The sequence below is a fragment of the Pseudarthrobacter sp. TRD_SC_9 genome (genome assembly GCF_055361265.1).
Genome location: NZ_CM143956.1, coordinates 3241693 through 3261293, shown reverse-complemented (window position 1 = coordinate 3261293; position 19601 = coordinate 3241693). Strand labels below are relative to the sequence as shown.

At 62.3% G+C, this 19601-nt stretch carries 23 protein-coding genes; 11 read left to right on the top strand and 12 right to left on the bottom strand.

What is annotated here, in order from left to right; translation table 11 throughout:
* Positions 1-9: 9 nt before the first annotated feature.
* A complete protein-coding gene (locus ACWA13_RS15275) occupies positions 10-669 on the bottom strand; it encodes a septum formation family protein (RefSeq protein WP_463935021.1) in 660 nt (219 codons plus the stop codon).
* 209 nt (positions 670-878) lie between these two features.
* On the opposite strand from ACWA13_RS15275, the gene ACWA13_RS15270 reads away from it, so the two are divergent.
* On the top strand, positions 879-1109 hold the full coding sequence (locus tag ACWA13_RS15270) for a DUF3073 domain-containing protein (protein WP_463937950.1): 231 nt from the start codon (positions 879-881) through the stop codon (positions 1107-1109).
* A 161-nt stretch (positions 1110-1270) separates the two neighbouring features.
* On the opposite strand, the gene purM is transcribed toward ACWA13_RS15270, so the two are convergent.
* The 3 genes from purM to ACWA13_RS15255 are packed head-to-tail and all read right to left on the bottom strand — an operon-like array spanning position 1271 to position 4514.
* Positions 1271-2431, bottom strand: a complete 1161-nt coding sequence (gene purM, locus ACWA13_RS15265) for a phosphoribosylformylglycinamidine cyclo-ligase (RefSeq protein ID WP_463935020.1) — start codon at positions 2429-2431, stop codon at positions 1271-1273.
* Positions 2428-4107, bottom strand: a complete 1680-nt coding sequence (gene purF / locus ACWA13_RS15260; protein ID WP_463935019.1) for an amidophosphoribosyltransferase — start codon at positions 4105-4107, stop codon at positions 2428-2430. The genes purM and purF overlap by 4 nt, the downstream gene beginning before the upstream one ends.
* A 56-nt stretch (positions 4108-4163) precedes the next feature.
* Complete coding sequence (locus ACWA13_RS15255) at positions 4164-4514, bottom strand: hypothetical protein (RefSeq protein WP_463935018.1); 351 nt, start codon at positions 4512-4514, stop codon at positions 4164-4166.
* 339 nt (positions 4515-4853) lie between these two features.
* Here ACWA13_RS15255 and ACWA13_RS15250 point away from each other — a divergent pair, with 339 nt between their 5' ends.
* The 7 genes from ACWA13_RS15250 (at position 4854) to ACWA13_RS15220 (ending at position 11449) form a co-directional block, all read left to right on the top strand.
* Positions 4854-5435: a dihydrofolate reductase family protein gene (locus ACWA13_RS15250; protein WP_463935017.1), complete on the top strand. Its 582-nt coding sequence runs from the start codon at positions 4854-4856 to the stop codon at positions 5433-5435.
* 377 nt (positions 5436-5812) lie between these two features.
* Positions 5813-6775, top strand: a complete 963-nt coding sequence (locus ACWA13_RS15245) for a carbohydrate ABC transporter permease (RefSeq protein WP_463935016.1) — start codon at positions 5813-5815, stop codon at positions 6773-6775.
* Entirely contained in the window at positions 6772-7710 is a 939-nt protein-coding gene (locus ACWA13_RS15240) for a carbohydrate ABC transporter permease (protein WP_463935015.1), read from the top strand. Before ACWA13_RS15245 ends, ACWA13_RS15240 begins: the two co-directional genes overlap by 4 nt.
* Positions 7711-7759: 49 nt before the next feature.
* Positions 7760-9142, top strand: coding sequence for an extracellular solute-binding protein (locus ACWA13_RS15235; protein ID WP_463935014.1), 1383 nt, complete (start codon positions 7760-7762; stop codon positions 9140-9142).
* 12 nt (positions 9143-9154) lie between these two features.
* Positions 9155-10474: an alkaline phosphatase family protein gene (locus ACWA13_RS15230; protein ID WP_463935013.1), complete on the top strand. Its 1320-nt coding sequence runs from the start codon at positions 9155-9157 to the stop codon at positions 10472-10474.
* A gap of 121 nt (positions 10475-10595) precedes the next feature.
* Complete coding sequence (locus ACWA13_RS15225; RefSeq protein ID WP_463935012.1) at positions 10596-10928, top strand: ArsR/SmtB family transcription factor; 333 nt, start codon at positions 10596-10598, stop codon at positions 10926-10928.
* Between the two features lie 23 nt (positions 10929-10951).
* The gene (locus tag ACWA13_RS15220) at positions 10952-11449 is read left to right on the top strand and encodes an SRPBCC family protein (RefSeq protein WP_463935011.1); all 498 of its coding nucleotides are present in this window, start codon (positions 10952-10954) and stop codon (positions 11447-11449) included.
* 31 nt (positions 11450-11480) lie between these two features.
* Here the strand turns inward: ACWA13_RS15220 and ACWA13_RS15215 are convergent, their stop codons facing one another.
* Together ACWA13_RS15215 and ACWA13_RS15210 are read right to left on the bottom strand one after the other, a co-directional pair.
* Positions 11481-11951, bottom strand: coding sequence for a GNAT family N-acetyltransferase (locus ACWA13_RS15215; protein WP_463935010.1), 471 nt, complete (start codon positions 11949-11951; stop codon positions 11481-11483).
* On the bottom strand, positions 11948-12325 hold the full coding sequence (locus tag ACWA13_RS15210; RefSeq protein ID WP_463935009.1) for a MerR family transcriptional regulator: 378 nt from the start codon (positions 12323-12325) through the stop codon (positions 11948-11950). Before ACWA13_RS15210 ends, ACWA13_RS15215 begins: the two co-directional genes overlap by 4 nt.
* Before the next feature lie 175 nt (positions 12326-12500).
* On the opposite strand from ACWA13_RS15210, the gene ACWA13_RS15205 reads away from it, so the two are divergent.
* A complete protein-coding gene (locus ACWA13_RS15205; protein WP_463935008.1) occupies positions 12501-14024 on the top strand; it encodes a SulP family inorganic anion transporter in 1524 nt (507 codons plus the stop codon).
* A 22-nt stretch (positions 14025-14046) separates the two neighbouring features.
* Here ACWA13_RS15205 and ACWA13_RS15200 read toward each other — a convergent pair whose 3' ends face one another.
* A complete protein-coding gene (locus ACWA13_RS15200) occupies positions 14047-14496 on the bottom strand; it encodes a hypothetical protein (protein WP_463935007.1) in 450 nt (149 codons plus the stop codon).
* A gap of 178 nt (positions 14497-14674) precedes the next feature.
* Between ACWA13_RS15200 and ACWA13_RS15195 the strand changes: the two genes are divergently transcribed.
* Positions 14675-15298 carry a DnaJ family domain-containing protein gene (locus ACWA13_RS15195; RefSeq protein ID WP_463935006.1) on the top strand — a complete coding sequence of 208 codons (624 nt, stop codon included), beginning with the start codon at positions 14675-14677 and terminating at the stop codon, positions 15296-15298.
* Here the strand turns inward: ACWA13_RS15195 and ACWA13_RS15190 are convergent.
* On the bottom strand, positions 15295-15936 hold the full coding sequence (locus ACWA13_RS15190; protein WP_463935005.1) for an NADPH-dependent F420 reductase: 642 nt from the start codon (positions 15934-15936) through the stop codon (positions 15295-15297). The two genes, ACWA13_RS15195 and ACWA13_RS15190, sit on opposite strands and share 4 nt — an antisense overlap.
* Before the next feature lie 188 nt (positions 15937-16124).
* On the opposite strand from ACWA13_RS15190, the gene ACWA13_RS15185 reads away from it, so the two are divergent.
* A complete protein-coding gene (locus tag ACWA13_RS15185) occupies positions 16125-16445 on the top strand; it encodes a DUF7957 family protein (RefSeq protein WP_463935004.1) in 321 nt (106 codons plus the stop codon).
* Between the two features lie 75 nt (positions 16446-16520).
* On the opposite strand, the gene ACWA13_RS15180 is transcribed toward ACWA13_RS15185, so the two are convergent.
* The 4 genes from ACWA13_RS15180 to ACWA13_RS15165 form a co-directional block, all read right to left on the bottom strand.
* Complete coding sequence (locus tag ACWA13_RS15180) at positions 16521-16871, bottom strand: DUF2750 domain-containing protein (protein WP_463935003.1); 351 nt, start codon at positions 16869-16871, stop codon at positions 16521-16523.
* The gene (locus tag ACWA13_RS15175) at positions 16868-17305 is read right to left on the bottom strand and encodes a hypothetical protein (RefSeq protein ID WP_463935002.1); all 438 of its coding nucleotides are present in this window, start codon (positions 17303-17305) and stop codon (positions 16868-16870) included. Before ACWA13_RS15175 ends, ACWA13_RS15180 begins: the two co-directional genes overlap by 4 nt.
* Before the next feature lie 227 nt (positions 17306-17532).
* A complete protein-coding gene (locus ACWA13_RS15170) occupies positions 17533-18936 on the bottom strand; it encodes a GntP family permease (RefSeq protein WP_463935001.1) in 1404 nt (467 codons plus the stop codon).
* Positions 18937-18965: 29 nt separating this feature from the next.
* Positions 18966-19496 (bottom strand): gluconokinase, encoded by a 531-nt coding sequence (locus tag ACWA13_RS15165; protein ID WP_463935000.1) that lies wholly within the window; start codon positions 19494-19496, stop codon positions 18966-18968.
* Positions 19497-19601 lie beyond the last annotated feature (105 nt).

The following is a 19601-nucleotide window of genomic DNA, read 5'->3' as shown; positions in this document are numbered from 1 at the left end:
CAAGGGCTCCTAGGGGAGCACGCTGGTGTTGATGATGTTTCCCTCCGGCGCCACCACAAAGCAGTCCACCCGACGGTCACCCACTTCCCAGCTGGTACTGCTGGGGTACACCCGCTCAAAGTTGAGGACGAACTGGGTTGCTGCGGGAGACAACGTCACTGCCTGGCAAGCCTCCAGCGCCTTGGCTTTGAGGGCATCGGCGCCGGGATAGACCTCGCCTTCTTCATATGTGTAGTTGGCCACAAATTGGGCCGAGTGCGGGCTGTCGCAGGCCACGATATTGGCCTTCTGCGCCTCAGGTTTAAATTCAGAGAAACAGTCACCCAAGCGGAAATCAGCCGGTGCCGCTTCCCGGGGGAGGGGCAGTGCGGTAGGAGGCGGCGCCGTCGTGGTGACTATTGAACCCGCAGTGGGGACATCCTCTGCTTCAGATTCCAGGACGTTAAGGTTGGCAGTGACCAGGAGCCACACCACCAGTCCCACCAGCATCAGCGCGACCGCAGCCAAGATTACCAGGAACCAGACTTTGGAGCTGGCGCGGGAGCCTGCAGGTGCGTGAGCAGGATCATTTACGACGTCGGGGGCCGCCGTACGTGCCATACCGGGCGGCGTTTCGGGGCGGGGTGGAATGGGCCGCTGCTGCCCATTGCCGGGCTCTGGCTCGGTCACGTAAGCCTCCCTGCTGGTGTCCGGTCTAGCGGCGTCTCCGCCAAGCGGCGGAACGGGTGTTGCTCATGTGACTCTACCCAACCCGCCTGGCGAGCAGTTAGTGCTGAAACCATGTAATCTAGGTGTACGACAAATTGACCAAACATTCCGGGGCCTCACTAACGCCAATGGTGACCACCTCCGGTCCGAGTACAAAAGGGGGTCACGCCATGGGGCGCGGCCGTCAAAAGGCAAAAGCTACCAAGCAGGCTCGGGATATTAAGTACTATTCCCCGAACACTGACTATTCCGCTCTTCAGCGTGAGCTTAAGAGTTCCGAGGGTCGTGCTCCGAGCCATTTCGCGAATGATCCGGTTGAACCGGACTACTCGGCTTATGTGGACAAGTATGCGGACGATGTTGAGGACGACGACGAAGTGGATTCACGTAGAATTAGCTAGTCGGCGTCACTCATGAACCCGCTGTCCCACCGGAAACCCGGTGTGGACAGTGGGTTTTTCCACGTCGAAATCCGTCGCCGGTGATGCACTCAGATTGCGACGGCGGCCCGTGCATTGCGTTTGGGAACGCTCTGCACGGGCCGCCGCTGTAAACCTGCGCCTCAGGCGTAGCTGTTGACCATCCGGACGGCTCCGCCATCGACGCCCTTGGCGCCCTGGACGTAGTCCGGACCGGATTTGATGATCAGGTCCGAATCGGCGTCGACGGTACCCATGATCCAGGCCGGGAGGCCGCGCTCGTTGAGGCGGGCCAACGCGGCGTCTGCAACCTGCGGGGACACGATGGCCACCATGCCCACGCCCAGGTTGAGGGTGCGTTCCAGGTCCGCCAGCGGCACGTTCCCGAGCTCGGAAACCAGTTTGAAAATGGCGGGCAACTCCCACGTGGCACGGTCGACGGTGGCCACCAGTCCCTGCGGCAGGACGCGGGCCAGGTTGGCGGCCAGGCCGCCGCCGGTGACGTGGCTGAATCCGTTGACGCCGCCAGCACCGGTGAACGAACCGGCGACAGGAAAGGTGCGGGCCAGGTCCAGGCAGTCTGCTGCGTAGACGCGGGTGGGTTCCAGCAGTTCCTCGCCGAGCGTGCGGCCCAACTCGGAAACCTGGCGGTCCAGAGCCCAGCCCGCGTGGTTGATAACCCGGCGCACCAGCGAGTAACCGTTGGAGTGCAGGCCGGAGGAGGCCATGCCAATCACGACATCCCCTGCATTGACGCGGTCCGGGCCCAGAAGCTGGTCCGCTTCGACTACGCCGGTTGCTGCGCCGGCGACGTCATACTCGTGTTCACCCAGGAGCCCGGGGTGTTCCGCCGTTTCGCCACCCACCAGGGCGGTGCCTGCAACGGAACAGGCCGCGGCGATGCCGCGGACGATGTCGGCGATGCGCTCCGGCACCACTTTGCCGCAGGCGATGTAGTCCGTCATGTACAGCGGCTCGGCGCCCACCACCACGATGTCGTCCACCACCATGCCGACCAGGTCGAACCCGATGGTGTCGTGGATGTCCATGGCCTGCGCGATCGCGACCTTGGTGCCGACGCCGTCGGTGGAGGTGGCCAGCAGCGGCTTGGTGTACGTCAGCAGCCTTGAGACGTCGTACAGGCCTGCGAAGCCGCCGACGCCGCCGATCACGGAGGAGTTGTGGGTGGCCTTGACCGCGCCCTTCATCAGTTCAACTGCGCGGTCGCCCGCTTCGACGTCGACACCGGCGGAGGCGTAGGTGATGCCGGCAGCGGCACCTGCGGCGGGAGTGGCGGAAGTCATAGGGAGTCCTTCTGGTCGGCGCCGGTAGTGACGGCATCGTGGTGGATGGCGGGCACATGGTCGGCCTCGGTCAACAGGTTCTCGAACTCGGCGTCCGGCCCGGGATCGCACCCCGTGGCGCCGGGCTTCTCGGAGGGATCTTCGGTAGGGCCAACGGCCAATGCAGCCGTGCTGCCGGGAAGTGCCGAGGGCGACGGCGCGAGGCCTCCGAGATCCTTGCGCTCCAGCAGGTTTTTGCCCAGTTTGTCCGCATCCGGAAGCTCGATGGGGTACTGGCCGGTGAAGCAGGCGGTGCAAAGGCGCTCGCGCGGCTGCTGGGTTGCGCCAATCATGCCTTCTTCGGAAATGTAGGCCAGCGAATCAGCGCCGATAGCCTGGGAAATTTCCTCGATGGTGGCGCCGTTGGCGATGAGTTCAGCGCGGGAAGCGAAGTCGATGCCGTAGAAGCAGGGCCACTGCACCGGCGGGGAGGAAATCTTGATGTGGACTGCTGCAGCACCTGCTTCGCGGAGCATCCGGACAATGGCTCGCTGGGTGTTGCCGCGGACGATCGAGTCATCCACCACTACCACGCGCTTGCCGCGGATCACGGATTCCAGGGCGTTGAGCTTAAGCCGGATACCCAGTTGGCGGAGCGTCTGGGAAGGTTGGATGAAGGTACGTCCCACGTAGGAGTTCTTGACGAAACCGTGCGCGAAGGGGATGCCTGACTGCTCGGCATAGCCCACGGCTGCCGGCGTACCGGATTCCGGCACGGGGATGACGATGTCGGCTTCCTGGGTGTTTTCACGGGCCAGCTGGCGGCCCATCTCTACCCGCGACTCATAGACGGATCGGCCGGCAATAGCGGCATCCGGCCGGGCCAGGTAGACGTACTCGAAGACGCAGCCGGCCGGAGTGGGTTCGGCGAAGCGCTTGGAACGCACGCCGTCTTCGTCGATGGCGATAAATTCGCCAGGTTCGATTTCCCGGATGAAACTGGCGCCGACGGTGGCCAGGGCGGACTGCTCCGAAGCCACCACCCAGCCGCGCTCCAGCCGGCCCAGCACCAGCGGGCGGATGCCATAAGTATCACGGGCTGCGTAGAGCGTGCCTTCATCCATGAAGACGAAGCAGAAGCCGCCTTTGATCTTAGGCAGCAGCTCCAGGGCCGTCTGTTCGAGGGTCTTGCCCTCCTCGCCTTCCAGCAGGGCTGTGACGAGAGCGGTGTCGGAGGTATTGCCCTGCTTCATCTCGCCGCTGAGCTGGCCGCCGTTGCGCTCCATGATCATTGCGTTGAGTTCGGCCGTGTTGGTGAGATTGCCGTTGTGGGCCAGGGCCACGGTGCCGGTGCTGGTGGCTCCGAGGGTGGGCTGGGCATTGGCCCAGTGGCTGGCTCCGGTGGTGGAGTAGCGGCAGTGGCCGACGGCCAGGTGCCCTGTCAGGGTGTTCAGCGTGGTCTCGTCGAAGACCTGGGAAACGAGGCCCATGTCCTTGTAGACGTTGATCCGCTGGCCGTCGCTGGTGGCTATACCAGCGGACTCCTGACCGCGGTGCTGCAACGCATACAGCCCGTAGTAGGTAAGTTTTGCTACTTCCTCACCTGGTGCCCAGACTCCGAAGACGCCACAAGCGTCCTGCGGGCCTTTTTCGCCAGGGAGAAGATCATGGGAAAGTTTTCCATCGCCGCGTGCCACTGGTTGATTATCTCACGATATGCGATGGGTCATTCCCGACGATTCCGCCTGTGACTTTAGGAACCCTCAGGGCGGGGGGCGGCGTCGCCGTGCCCGGTATCCGTTGGAGAGCCAGCGTCGGAATCAGGAACAGCCTCAACTACTGCAGTGCGGGAACGCCTGACGCTCAGCCGGTCAAGGATGAGTGCAAGGATGGCGCCCAAAAGCACGCCACCAATGGCGCAGACGATCAGGAAGAATCCGAACACAGCGTTGGCGTCGTAGGCGGGATCGCCCGGAAGCGCGAAGGCAATAATTCCTGCCACAACAAAGCCCACTACGCCGCCCAGGATCATGAAAGGTACGTAGCGGGGAGCGCGACGGACGGAAACTTCGCGGCGTTCAGCGGGGGATTCTTCAAAAGCCATGTCATCCAGCCTACTCGTGGGCGGGTGGGCCCCGGGCCTTGAAGCGGCCGACGGTACGCGACGGACGGGCCCGGCAGGAGTGTCCATCCAATGACATCCTTCGTCCGGTCCGCACGGAAGTGCGGACCAGAGTCATTCCCCAAGCCCGCCGGTCTGGTGGGTCGCCCGCTTCTTGCCGCCCATAAAGTGCGGCTCCCGGTCCGGGCAACCGCAAGAGAAGGCCACGCACATTTCCCGGAATATTTGTGCCCGGACCTCCAAAGCCGCCCGCGGAAGTGGTTCACTGAAACGTAGTGCGGCGTCCATCCCCGGGGCCCGCTCCGCAGAGGAGATAGCCCCATGGCCAAGATCATTTTGATGATGTCGGTGTCCCTGGACGGGTTCTTCGAAGGACCGGGCCGGGACATCAGCTGGCACCTCGTGGACGACGAACTGCACCAGCACTTCAACGACGAGTGCAGGGCGTTGGGCGCGTTCATGGACGGTAGGATCACCCACGAACTGATGGCCACTTACTGGCCCACGGCTGACCAGGATCCGGGCAGCACGCCAACGGAGGTCGAATTCGCCGGAATCTGGCGGGACAAGCCCAAGTTCGTTTTCTCCCGGACCCTCACGGCCGCGGACTGGAACACCACGGTGCTGCATGATGTGGTGCCCGAACAAATTGCGGAACTGAAGGCGCAGGCAGACGGCAATCTTGCCCTGGGTGGTGCCAATCTGGCTGCCACCTTCATGCAGTTCGACCTGATCGACGAGTATCGGATCTACGTCCACCCCGTGGTGATCGGCAAGGGACAACGGCTGTTCCAGTCGCCGGACCTCAAGGCGGACCTCAAGCTTGCCGGGACGCAGACCTTTGGCAATGGAGTGGTCCAGCTCCGCTACCAGCGCGAATCGTTGCAGACCGCAGGCTTGTAGAGCTTACCCGGAAGTCCAGGGCATAGAGCCGTCTGAAGCCGGTACGAGGCTGGTCGCGGGGAATTTGCACCCGATGGTTAACGCCGCCTTAAGCCTCTGCGTCCACCGGGTGCCTCCTTGTCGTGGTGCTGTTCCGGATCAGGGATCCTTGGGCGACGGCTCGGCGAACTCGTGGTGAAGGACGCGCGTAGCAGAAGTGGATTTGCGTTCTTTCGCAGCCGGGACATACCTCTCCATACGCTTCTGACCTGCAGAGACATCTCCAGTTAAGGGGTTGTTCAACGCCAGATCCGGAATTTCCCGGAACCGGTTTTACGTCCCTAGAGTCTTGGAGGCGTCAAAGGCGAGACGCACAAAAAGCGAGTTGAGGAGTGCGGATGGCTGTTGGCCAAATAGAAAGGTTGCGGAAACCACCTGCCCCCGCGGTCACTGCCCAGCGGGTACCGGCGGGTTCGCACAGGAGGAGGTTCCAGCGCAAGGAAGCCCTCATCTTTTGGCTGCTGATCCTGCCAAACGCCCTGGCCATCATCGCCTTTTCCTACTACCCGACGCTATACAACTTCGTGCTCAGCTTCATGGAATGGGACATGGTCTCGCCGGCGCCGGAATGGGTGGGCCTGGAGAACTACAGCGACCTGCTGACCAGCAGCAGCTTCTACGAGGTACTGCGGAACACCCTGATCTTCACTGGTATCTCGGTCTTCGGAAGCCTGGCCGGCGGTCTGGCAATCGGCGCTCTGCTGTCACAGAAGCTGCAGTTCTCCGGCTTTGTCCGGACCATGGCCTTCGCACCGCACATGCTGCCCGGGGCGGCGGTGGGCATCCTGTGGCTCTTTATGTTCGATCCGGGCTACGGGTTGAGCCGCTGGGCCTTCGATCTGTTTGGTGCGGCTTCGCCGCAATGGACCACCACCTCTGACTGGTCGATCTGGGCCATCACGATCGCCTACACCTGGCAGCGGCTGGGATTCGTGGCCATCATCTACTACACCGCCATCCAGGACCTGCCCAAGGAAATTTTCGAGGCCGCCGCGCTTGACGGCGCCACGGGAGCCAGCCTGTTCCGCAGGATCACCCTTCCCCTGCTGTCGCCAGTGACCTACTTCCTCTCACTGACCGGCTTGATCAGCGCTGCGCAGGCTTTCGACATCGTTGCCGCGCTGACCAATGGCGGCCCGGGCGGCTCCAGCACCACCCTGTCCTGGCTGGTCTATGAAGAAGCCTTCCTTAAGTTCGACCTTGGTACATCGGCTGCGTCCGCCACCGTCCTCTTTGTCCTCCTGATGGTGGTCACCATCGTCCAGCACCGCATCGCAGACAGGCAGGTCCACTACTCATGAGCAGCGAAGCTGTGACTACCGAAGCCCCAACTGCAAAGCCCGGTGGGGCACGGGCCCGGCCGCTGCAGTCACAACCCCCACGCAAGGCGGCCTCTGCGCCGGAACTGGCCTTCCGCCGTCGGGCCCTCAGGATTGTCCAGTACCTGGCACTGGCGGTTTCCCTGCTCCTGTTCCTGGTGCCGATGTACTGGCTGTTCAGTTCCGCCCTGAAATCGGAGGCGGGCATCTACGCCTTTCCGCTTCAGTGGATCCCCGCACCAGTAGAATTCGGGAACTTCGCGGAAGCCTGGACCTCGGCTCCGTTCGACAGGTTCTTTGTGAACTCGATCATCACCACCGTGGTGGGCACAGCCCTCGAGATCGCCCTGGCGGTCATGAGCGCCTACGCCTTCGCCTTGGTGCAGTTCCGCTGGAAGACGCCGGTCTTCCTGTTGATGCTGGGCTCCCTGATGTTGCCAGGGCACGTCACACTGCTGGTGAACTACATCACCGTGGGAAACCTCGGGTGGCTGAACACTTACCAGGGCCTGATCCTCCCCAACGTAGCCAGTGCCTTCGCGATGTTCCTGATCTACCAGCAGATGCGTCAGGTGCCCAAAGAACTGATCGACGCCGCAATCATGGACGGAGCAGGTCACTTCCACCGCATGCGCAGCATTGTGATCCCCATGTGCCGCTCCATGATCCTCACCGGCACCATCATCGTCATGGTCACTAAGTGGAACGACTTTGTCTGGCCGCTGATCGTCACCAACACCGCAGATATGCGGACCTTGCCCATTGGGCTTATGTTCCTGCGCAGCCAGGAGGGATACAACAACTGGGGCGCCATTATGGCCGGAACGGTCATGGTTGCCCTGCCCATGCTGCTCGTCTTCTTTGTAGCCCAAAAGCGCATCATCGGCGGTCTCGCTGCCGGCGCCGTCAAGGGCTAGAAGCCACTCAAACCGCACCATCAACAACACCTCTACGGGGAGAATTACCATGTCTGATTCATTCTTGTTCAGCCGCCGCAGCCTCCTGTCCGCCATGGGCATCGCCGGCGCAGGGCTTGGTTTGGCCGCCTGCGGAGCTCCGGGAGGCAGCGGTACAGCTGCTGACGCGGACTCCAACCTGCGCAGCAACTTCAGCCAGGCAGGCGTTAACGTACCGGCTGAATACGCAGGACGCACCAATATCCTCTTTTGGGCGCCCTTCACCGGCGTCAACTTTGAAGCTGTGCAGGCGCAGTTCAAGCTCTTCAATGATTCCCAGACGGAGATCTACGCCGCTGCCGAATCCCAGGGCACCTACGCAGACCTGAACCAGAAGTTCACTGCGGCACTGCAGGCCCGCCAGGTACCGGATATTGTGTGCTTCCCCGAACTGCAGTGGCTCCAGTTCTACACAGCAGGTGCACTGGCTCCACTCGAGGGATACTTCGATGACAAGTGGTCCCTTGATGTCTACCTGGACAACTATGTCAATGAAGGCAAAGCCGCGGGTGGGACGTACGTCGTTCCTTTCGCCCGGTCCACGCCGCTGTTCTACTACAACAAGAGCCGTTACAGGGAGCTGGGACTTCCCGAGTCCGGCCCGCAGACCTGGGACGACCTGGCAGCGTTCGCGCCGGAGTTGAAGAAGGTCGATGTCAACGGCCGTCCGCTGATGCCCATGGCGTTCGGTGCCGACGACGGCTGGTTCGGTCAGGCCCACGTGCGTGCCTGGGGCGGAACTTTCTCTGACGGCCTGACGGTGACGGCAGATTCTGATCCCGTCCGGAACTGGCTGCAGTGGAAGGCAAAGTTCATCCACGAGGACACGTTTGGCTACATGGCACAGGCTGCCATGACAGACTTCACCACCGGCGTTGCCGCAGCCTGCCACGGATCCACCGCGTCGCTCAGGGGTGCAACCAAGGCCGCTCAGTTCGACATTGGAACCGCCTTCATGCTGGGCAAAAACGAGAAGGAAACCAAGGTTCCCACCGGAGGCTCAGGGCTATCCATCGTGAAGGCCGAATCCCAGGAACGCCAGGACGCCTGTGCAGAACTGTTCCGTTTCCTTGCCGAGCCGGAGAATGCGGCGCTGTGGCATGCCAGCACGGGCTACCTGCCGATCGTCAAGGAATCGCTGAACACCAGCACCGTCAAGGACCTGGTAGCCCAGGACCCGAACTTCGGTGTGGCCCTCAAGCAGCTGCCCAACGCCGAGACGGCCGATCCCATCATGTGGTACCAGTCGGCAACGACGGAGATTGCGGCGGCCATGGCCAAGGTCTACGGAGACAACGCTGAGGTGTCCTCCACCCTGGCAGGGCTCCAGGAAAAGCTCGAAGACATCATGGACGACCACCGCAAGGACCTCGAAAAGGTCATGTCTGCTTAAGGAGTTATTCCCGTGAAACCGAACAAGCTGGTTGTTGTATCCGTTGATGCCATGGTGGGCGAGGACTTTGAGTTCGCCCGGACGTTGCCGGCCTTCTCCCGTCTTTTGGACAATGCCGCGGTCGCAGAGATCGAAGCCGTCTTTCCCACTCTGACCTATCCGAACCACACCGCGCAGCTGACTGGTTGTGGTCCTGCTGCCTCCGGGATCTACAACAATCTCCAGTTCCAGCCGGGCGAGGAGGAGCCTGAGTGGTTCTGGTACAGCAGCGCCATCAAGGTCCCCACGATCCTCGAGAAGGCAAAGGAAGCGGGCCTCACCACCAGCGCGATCCAGTGGCCTGTTACCGCCCAGGCCGACGTCGATTTTCTGATGCCGGAAATCTGGGACACGCAGCGGTGGGGCAGTGAAGGAGCCCTGTACCGTGGCAACGCCTCGACCAATGTTTTCGAAACTTACTATCCCAGGCACCGGGACAAGATTGTCTGGGGTCCGAAGCGGGCATTCAACGAATTCGCCTGTTCCATTGCCGAAGAAGTATTGGCAAAGGAGCAGCCGGACGTGATGTTCCTGCACCTGGTGGCCGTGGACGCGGCACGGCACCTGACCGGACCGTTCACCCCCGCAGTACACGACGCGCTACGGGAAGTTGATGCCCAGCTGGGCCGGCTGCTCGCAGCAATCGACGCCGCCGGCAACGCTGACACCACAAACTTCGTCATCGTCAGCGACCACGGCCATCTCGCCACCGAGCAGACTACCAACCTGAACACGTTGTTCATGGACCGTGGTTTCCTGCGCGTGGACGAGGCTGGCGGTCTGGTGGACTACGACGTCTTCTGCCTCAGCGCCGGCTTTTCCGCCCAGCTGTTCCTGGCGGAGGGACTTTCTGATGCCCTCCGTGATGAGGTTGAAGCCTTCCTCAAGGAAATCGAAGCCGAGCCGTCCTACCGGATCGAAAAAATCCACACCGTCGCTGAGGCTGAGGCTCTGTTCGGGCTGGCCGGTCCGTTCAGCTATGTAGTCGAATCCGAGCCGGGCGTGCTGGTGGGCGCTAACTGGAACGAGCGCCCGCTGGTGCTGGTCGGGGATGAGGACTTTACCGGCTACCTGGGCAACCACGGCCACGCTCCGCAGCATGGCGCCCAGCCCGTGTTCATCGCCAATGGTCCCGATTTCCTGCCGGGAACACATGCGGGAAGGCGCAGCATCCTGGACGAAGCACCTACCTTCGCGGCGGTCCTCGGCCTTGGACTGCCCCAGGCAGAAGGCACTGCTATGACTGAGTTGCTGGCTCCGGCTAATGTGACGGCAGCAGTTTCAGGCCGATAATCCCGCCCTGCCCGGCACACCCCGGCGCCCTGCCAGAAGCTCATGCGAACCTCTGGCAGGGCGTCGCACTTTGACCCCCGACCATTGACAAACCTGCAAGCGAGGCATAACGTACAACCAAATGGTTGTATATCAGGGTTCCGATGCAGAAATCGACAGGGTCTTCCAGGCACTGGCGGACTCCACGCGGCGCGACATCGTCAGCCGGGTGGCCGTCTCGGAGTTTTCGGTATCGGGACTCGCGTCGCTGTACACCATGAGCTTTGCCGCCGTGCAAAAGCATGTGGCGGTATTGGAGCGCGCCTCCCTGGTGACCAAGGAGAAGCGCGGACGGGAGCAGATTGTGCGGGGAAACCACGAGGGTCTGGTCAAAGCGCGCCGCCTGCTCGATGAGTATGAGGCACTGTGGCGGCAGCGTGCCGGCCGCATCGCCGACATCCTGAATGAAAAATAGGGAGCACCGAGAAGGGGATCATCATGGCAGTCGTCAGTTCCACCAAGAACCTGGAGGCACTCAGCCTCACCCTGGTAGCGGAGTTTGACGCCGGCGTCGAACGCGTGTGGGAACTCTGGCAGGACCCGCGCCAGCTTGAGCGCTGGTGGGGACCGCCCACCTGGCCGGCCACCTTTGAGCAGCACGACTTCGTCCCCGGAGGCAAGGCGAGCTACTACATGACCGGGCCGGACGGCGAGAAGGCCCGCGGCTGGTGGCGTTTCACCGCTGTGGACGCGCCGAACACACTGGAGTTCGACGACGGTTTTGCTGACGACCGCGGCGAGCCGGTAGGGGATATGGGGACTACTCACGCCGTGGTTACCCTGGAGTCCGCGGGTGGCGGGACCCGGATGACTGTCCATTCCACCTTCGAGTCCGAGGAGCAGCTCGAAAAGATGGTGGAAATGGGCATGGAGGAAGGCATGAAGGAAGCCATGGGCCAGATCGACGGCATCCTGGCAGAACAGCCGCAGCACTGAGCCCTTTTGTTGACTCCCGTGCGCGGGCCGGCTAAAGCGCCAGTGTCATAAAGACGCTGTTCGGGTCCTCCACATATGAGCCGAAGGGCGGGCAGGGCTCAAAGCCGGCTTTTGCGTAAAGGGCCCGGGCGGGCTTAAAGAAGTCCATGCTACCGGTCTCCAGGGAGACCCTGCGGACCTGCCGCAGGCGGGCGTCAGCCAGGGTGTGGGCCAGCAGTGCTGATGCCACACCCTGGCCGCGCCGGGCCGGATCTGTCCGCATGCTTTTGAGTTCCTCGTGGCCGGATTCGAGCACGGGTGCTGCGGCCAGCGCGGCGGTTCCGGCAATACTGGTTTTGGCCATCGCCACCCAGAGCCTGACGTGGGGGCTCTGCAGTGCCGTCAGGTCCAGGGCGTGCCGGCTCTCGGCGGGCGCTGTGGGGGCCATATCGTCCAGGTGGGCCTGAAGGAAGCTGCCAAGGCGCGGATCTGAAAAGTCGGCGCGCTCAATCCGCAGGGTCATGACTCCTCCGCCAGGCTTTTGATGAAGTCGTCGGCTTGGGCCAGGTTCCGTGCCAGCTTGGCGCGCTCGTGGACGGCCCGTTCCAGGAACTCTTTCAATCGGCGCTCCTCCTCTTCCGTGGGAGTCCTCCCCGATGACAGGATGGTCAGGATTTCCGCCATCTCCTCGAGCGAGAACCCGAGGGGTTTCATCTGCTTGATCACCATCAGGCGGTCGAAGTCGTCCTCCGAGTACACCCGGAAGCCGCCCTCGGTTCGCGCCAGGGCGGGTAGCAGGCCAACGTCGTCGTAGTGCCTGATGGTCCGCAGGGACAGGCCGGTGCGTTCCGCGAGCTCGCCAATATGCATGGTCAAGCTGCCGATCTTTGCCGTCATGGGACGCCTCCATCCTGGTCGGGTTCAAACTCTACCATCACGTTAGGGTAGGGTTTGAGGAGCAGTGAGTCTCTAAGACTAGTCCCTGCCCGGGTGCGATGCCGCGCCCCCCACGTTCTTCCAACAAAGAGAAGGCGCTTCCAGGCGTCTTCAGGACCACGAAACGGAGCCAGCAATGGCCGTCAGAACCACAGGGTATGCCCCGACGGAAACCCCCGAAGAGCTGCAGTCAGTCCTTGGCACGCTAAAGTCCCCGCGGCGGCTCAAGACTGAAGTGCTGGCAGGCCTGGTGGTGGCCCTGGCGCTGATTCCTGAGGCCATCGCCTTCTCGATCATCGCCGGCGTCGATCCGCGGCTGGGACTGTTCGCTTCCTTCACGATGGCTGTGACCATTGCCTTTGTGGGCGGCCGGCCTGCCATGATCTCCGCGGCCACTGGAGCCATCGCACTGGTCATTGCTCCGTTGGTGAGTTCCCACGGCGTGGACTACCTCATCGCCGCCGTGATTCTCGGTGGTCTCTTCCAGATAGTCCTGGGACTGTCCGGGGTAGCGAAGCTGATGCGCTTTATTCCGCGGTCGGTCATGGTGGGGTTCGTCAATGCGCTGGCCATCCTGATCTTCATGGCCCAGGTGCCCGAACTCCTTGGGGTGACCTGGTTGGTCTATCCGCTGGTGCTGCTGGGCCTGGCGATGATTTTTGGCCTGCCGAAACTGAGCAAAGCAGTCCCTGCCCCCTTGGTTGCCATCGTCGTGCTGACTCTGATCACCGTGTTGGCGTCCGTTGCCGTCCCCACCGTTGGGGACAAAGGCGACCTGCCGGAGTCGCTGCCGTCACTCCTGATACCGAACGTTCCGTTCACCCTGGAAACCCTGCAGGTCATCTTCCCGTTCGCAATGGCCATGGCGTTCGTTGGCCTGCTCGAATCGCTGATGACCGCCAAGCTGGTGGATGACGTCACGGATACCCGCTCCAACAAGACCCGTGAGGCATGGGGGCAGGGCGTAGCCAACATCGTCACCGGATTCACCGGCGGCATGGGTGGTTGCGCGATGATCGGCCAGACGATGATCAACGTCAAGGCATCCGGCGCCCGCACCCGGATTTCCACCTTCCTGGCCGGTATCTTCCTGCTCATTCTGGTGGTGGTCCTGGGCGACGTCGTCTCAGTGATCCCGATGGCCGCGCTCGTGGCCGTGATGATCTTCGTCTCCGTGGCCACCTTCGATTGGCACAGTATCCGTCCCGGAACTCTGAAGATGATGCCCAAGAGCGAAACCACCGTCATGCTCGCCACCGTCATCGTTACCGTAGCCACCCACAACCTCGCCATAGGCGTAGGCGTGGGCGTGCTGGTTGCCATGGTGATGTTCGCCCGACGGGTGGCGCACTTCGTCACCGTGGAACGCACCGTCAAGGTCGTGGATGGGCAGGAAACCGCCATGTACGTGGTGGACGGCGAGTTGTTCTTCGCGTCGTCCAATGACCTGTACACGCAGTTCGAATACGCCCACGACCCGGAGCATGTGGTGATCGACATGCATTCCTCGCACCTGTGGGACGCGTCCACCATCGCTGCACTCGACGCCATTACCGAGAAATACCGGCACCACGGCAAGGACGTGAAAATTATTGGCCTGAATGATGCCAGTGTGTTGATGCGTGAACGCCTGGGTGGCAAACTCGGCGGCGGCCACTGAACCAAGGGGACCGGAGATTAGCCTAGGTGCCGGAGCGGGGATTCTCCCGATCCACGTGTGAGCCGCCGTCCTGGGCAGGATCGGCGTCCGGGTTGCGGCGGTCGTCGCGGGCACCATCACGGGTACCTCTAACGTCAGGGTCAAGCTCATCTGCTTTCCGCGTCCGCTGGCCCACATCTTCGCGGAGCGTACTGGCCTCTGTAGCGTGCTGGTCAGCCTGCTGGCGCAGCCGCGCCGCGTCCACCTGCGCCTGCTCTGCCTCGGCCCTGGCGTGCGCCGCCTTGGCTTCCCGTTCCCGTGCGTCGAGTTCCCTTTCCTCCGCCTCACGGCGGATTTCCGCGGCCTCGTCGCGGTGCGCATCATCGCGCCTTTGCTGCAACGCCTTGCGGCGCCGTCCGGTTGCGAGCAGCAGAAGCACAACCAGCACCACCACCACGGCAACAGCAACCCAAATCCATACAGTTGTATCCAAAGTACCCACCACTTTCGTTCGATGTGACCGACCGGCGGAAGCCGCTCCGGCTGAATCTGTCCAGAGCATCAATACTTGGCCAACAGCGGCACCTACCGTTCATTAGTAATCCTACTTACTATTTTACGACCAGTATTTTGCGGATGGGAGATTTTCCGGAGCCGCAGGCAATCAGTAAGTGAGGCGGTGGCACGCTGTGGGCAGCAGTGATTTTCGACGGCGGCGGCTGGAGCGCCTCGCGGAGCTCCGGTCATACCGCGGCGCCGGGATCACGGCCGAGGAGGAAGCGGAACTTTCAGCCGCAGAGGCAGCAGACCGGCAGAGACGCCGGAAGACCAGCGAGGCCGCCCGCGCCGACCACCTGGTGCGGGAAGCCATGGCGCAGGGCAAGTTTGACAACCTTGAGTACGCGGGGAAGCCGATTCCGGGACTGGGCGAGGGCTACGATCCGGACTGGTGGATCAAAGGACTCCTCCAGCGCGAGGACGTCAGTGGTCTGGGACCCAAGGCCATCCTGCTGCGCAAGGAAGACGCCGAACTGAACGCCAGGCTGGATGCGCAGCACACAGAAAAGCTGGTCCGGGACATCCTCGTGGACTTCAACGCCCGCGTGGTTGACGCCCGACGGCAACTCCAGGGCGGGCCTCCGGTGGTCACGAAGACCAGGGATGTCGACGCCGAACTGCGGCGCTGGCATGAACGGCGGGCTGCGCAGAAAGTAACGGAGCCACCGCCGGCTGAACCTCAAAAGGGCGGCTGGCGGCGGCTCCTGAACCGTCGTTCCTCTCGAAAAACTACCTAGATGGTGCGCGGAGCCTCGGCCAGGCCTGCGCGCAGTTCCTCTGCGTTCTGCCTGGTTCCGTAGGCCGGACGGTCGCGCTCGACGCGCCAGCTTTCGGACAGTGGGCCAACGTTGACGGTGTCGAATCCGAACTCGTCGTACAGCTTCGTGACCAGCGCGGCCGCCTCCGCGAAATCGCTGGCGGTGGCCAGTGCCCGACGGTTTGGGACTTCGGCTGGGGTGCCGTCCTTGGTAATTTCCGCGGCCACGATGTGGTTGAAGCCCTTGGCCACCTTGGACTGTGGGAGATGATCCTGAAGCAACCCTGACGTGGTGGCCTCGCCGTTGTCCAACGCGGGGATCCGGCCATCCCGTTCCCAGTAGTAGTTGTTGGTGTCGATCACAACCTTCCCGGCAAGAGGCTCCACGGGGATGTCCTGATAGTTCTTGAGGGGAACAGTTACCACCGCAAAGTCGCCGGCGGCTGCCGCGTCCGCCGCCGTCGCGGCCCGCGCCCGTGGGCCCAGTTCCTCCACCAGGCCGGAGAGCGTCTCCGGACCGCGTGAGTTGCTGATAACCACTTCGTATCCGAGGTCGACTGCCTTGCGGGCAATCTGGCTGCCAATATGTCCTGCACCGATGATTCCGATTGTTGTCATGTCCCGGGCAACAGCGCCGGGCCCGGTGAAAATTCCGTGATGACGCAATATGTCGTTAGATGACCGGCTCCCGTTAGGTGGAGCTGCCCAAGGCCACCGCTCGCAGCGACGTCCGGCACGCTCAACACAGCTGTAATCATTCAAACTGTCTGGCGCTGAGACACTGATCCTCGGCGTAAGCTGCACAAATGCTCGATGACACCGGCAACGACGGCAAAGTTCTCGGGGTGACCGTTTTGGACATCCAGGATTTGCCCGGCGAAGAAACTGCCATCGTCCTGCTTGACTACATGGAAATGGGCAAAGGCCCTGTCCGAAATTTAGTGAAGCTTACGCGGTGCGGTTCAGTTGTCTGGATAGCAGATCTTCCCGATACTGGCCCCGGGGAATGCTACGTAGCTATGGACTTGGCTGATCCCGGCAAAGTTTTCGCCAATACCTGGAACGGCTACCGAGTGGCTATCGATTCGGAGACCGGCAAAGTCATGGGGAGGAAGTTCACCAAATAGCACTTCGTGACGAGGCTTCGATTTCCCACTAGGCACTCCAGGTGATGAGCCCTTAAAGGGCGTTGACGGGGTTTGCTATTCCCGGGCAATAAGGGCCGCCAGAGCGGTGCGGGGTTCTATGTCGAAGCCAGTTGCGCGTTCGCCGGACCAGTTGAGTCCAAGTAGCAACCCGTCTCGCTCGAGGCCCTCGATCCATCGGGATCGCCAATCAATGAGAGGAATCGCTGCTGGGGTAAATCCGGCATACTCCGAAAGTGAGTTAATGACAGCCTCGGCACGAGAAGCCGAGGACCAAAAGGGCATTGCTCGTTTTCCGCCGCCTCCATAAGGTGCCGGGATTCCTTCAGAATCACGGATAGTCCACACTTGTCCTTCACGGACAATCTCGACGAAGAACGATGCCGCATGCGCGCTACTGATGCTCATGTGGTCTTCCAGGCGTGCAACTCACCCAGCTGTACGCTCATTTCCCCCAACTGGACTCGTTTGCGGAATCGGGTCCGGCCATAGTGCGCGAGGATCACAAGTGCTACTCCCTCGGAGTGCTCCAGTTCGATCTGGATTGCGTCGCTCCCCCCGGTCCGCGCATCAGCCACATAGGCGGCTGCCCGCAGCGAATCCCGGTGAGCAGCCACACCATCGCGTAGAAGTGACAGTCCTTCTATCGAATCTTTCCCTTCCGCCATTGCCAGATCCGCTATGGGCGCAGGCGTCGGTGCATCCGCAGCAATGGTGGCGCCGAACGGATACAGCTCACCGTGACGTCCAAGCGTCTGTACAGCGAAGGGCAGAACCGTGTTGAGTAGTTCGTCCAGGTCACCCTGCGCCAGTTGCGATGCAGAGTTTCGCCATGTAGTCATTTGTTGAGTCTGGCATACGAAAAACCCGTCAGCTGATCGGTATGTGAATACACGACCGGCGCTCAGGGGCAGTACTAGTCGGCGTGTTTCTTTGGCGGCCGAGATCACCAACCAGACGTGTTGGGCGGTAATCTCGACTGGCTCTTCCCTTTCGACAAACATTGCCCCATAGCAACGGGCGGCCACCTCCAAGGGTGACCGCCCGCCGTCGAATTTCACCTGAAGAGCTAGCCTGCGAGGCCCGCCAGTCCGAAGATGGCGGCTGCGATGCCGAAGCCCATCACGCCGATGAGGGTTTCCATCACGGTCCAGGTCATCAGGGTGGTCTTGACGTCCATGCCGAAGAAGCGGCCCACCAGCCAGAAGCCGGAGTCGTTGACGTGGGAGACCACTACCGAGCCGGCGGCGACGGCGATGACCAGTGCCGCAACCTGCATGCCGTTGAGTCCGGCGAGGGCAACCGCGGGGGCGATCAGGCCCGCCGTCGTCGTCAGGGCCACCGTCGCGGAACCCTGGGCGATCCTGAGGATGGCGGAGATCAGGAAGCCAGCCAGAATCAGCGGGATTCCGGCGTCGCCCAGGACGTCCGCCAGGGCGCTGCCGATGCCGGAGGTGCGCAGCACGCCGCCGAACATGCCGCCGGCACCGGTGATCAGGATGACCGAGCAGACCGGGCCCAGCGAGGATTCAAGCAGCTTCTCCAGAGCGCCGGCGCTCTTGCCGCGCCTGCGGCCCAGGACGAACATGGCTACCAGGACGGCAATGAGGAGGGCCACCGGGGTTTCGCCGATCGTCCGCAGCACCTGGTACCAGGTTTCACCCTTGGCAGTCTCCGGCAGAAGGCCTGAGGAAGTGGCTGTGCTGAGGCCCGTGTTGAGGAAGATCAGCACCAACGGGAGCAGCAGGACCAATACAACTGTGCGGAAACGCGGCGGGTTGGCTTCGGCTTCGGCGTCGGCACGGCCCAGCAGTTCGGGAACGGGGAGGACCAGCTTCTTGCCGGTCCAAAGGCCGAAGAGGTAGCAGGTCACGTACCAGGTGGGGATCGCAGCGATCAGGCCGACGATAACAACCAGGCCAACGTTGGCGTCAAAGAACGTGGCGGCCGCAACGGGGCCGGGGTGCGGCGGCAGGAAGATGTGCATCACGGAGAAGGCGCCGGCAGCCGGCAGACCGTAGCGGAGAACCCCGCCACCAAGGCGGTGCGCAACGGCGAAGACCACGGGCAGCATGACTACCAGGCCGGCGTCGAAGAAGATGGGGAAGCCGAAGATCAGCGAGGCGACGCCCAGCGCGAGAGGGGCCCGCTTTTCGCCGAAGAGGTTGATGAGGTAGTCAGCCAGCGACTTGGCGCCGCCGCTGGTTTCAACAATGCGGCCCAGCATGGCGCCGAGGCCCACCAGGAGCGCAACTGCTCCCAGTGTGCTGCCGAAGCCGCTGACCAGGACGGAGACCACCTTGTCCGCCGGGATTCCCGTAGCGAATGCCGTCGCGAGGCTGATCAGGATCAGGGCCAGCAGTGCGTGCATGCGCAGTTTGATAATGAGGAACAGCAGGGCCAGGATCGCCAGGCCGGCAATCAGGAGCAGGGGACCTGCGCCGAGGGTTTGTTCCCATCCTTCGATGGTCATGATTCTCCTTTGAAACGGGGGGAAAGGGACTAGTTGTTGGCGTGCAGGTGGAGCGCGGACAGGACGTCCTCCACCAACTGCCCGGGGGTGCGGCTGATATCCAGTACCAGGCTGCCGGTGGCCGTTTCCTGCACCGTCAGCGGTTCGAGGGTGGCGAGCTGGCTGGGCAGCAAGGTGGGCGGCATAAAGTGCCCCGTGCGGTTGTGGATGCGTTCGCCCAGGAGGTTGGGATCGCCGTCGAGGTGCAGGAAGACGACGTTCCCCTGGGCTTCAGTGAGCAGGTTGCGGTAGCTCCGTTTGAGGGCCGAGCAGGTCAGGACTGTGCATTGCCCGGCTTCTGCCTGCTCTGTCATCCAGTCGCGGATGGCGGTCAGCCACGGCCAGCGGTCCTCGTCATCCAAGGGCGTGCCGCTGTTCATCTTGGCGATGTTGGACTGCGGGTGGAATTCATCAGCTTCGGCCATAACCCAGCCAAGCCGGGCGGAGAGTGCCTCGGCGAGGGTGGTTTTACCGGCACCGGAAACACCCATCACCACAAGGTGGGTGGCAGCAGACTTCATTGCTCTACCTCCGTAGAAGACGTCGTTGGCTTCGGGTGAAGCTCCAGGCAACCGACAATACTCGGCTCGAAAAATAAGATAGCACCATTTCAGGTCTAGATACTA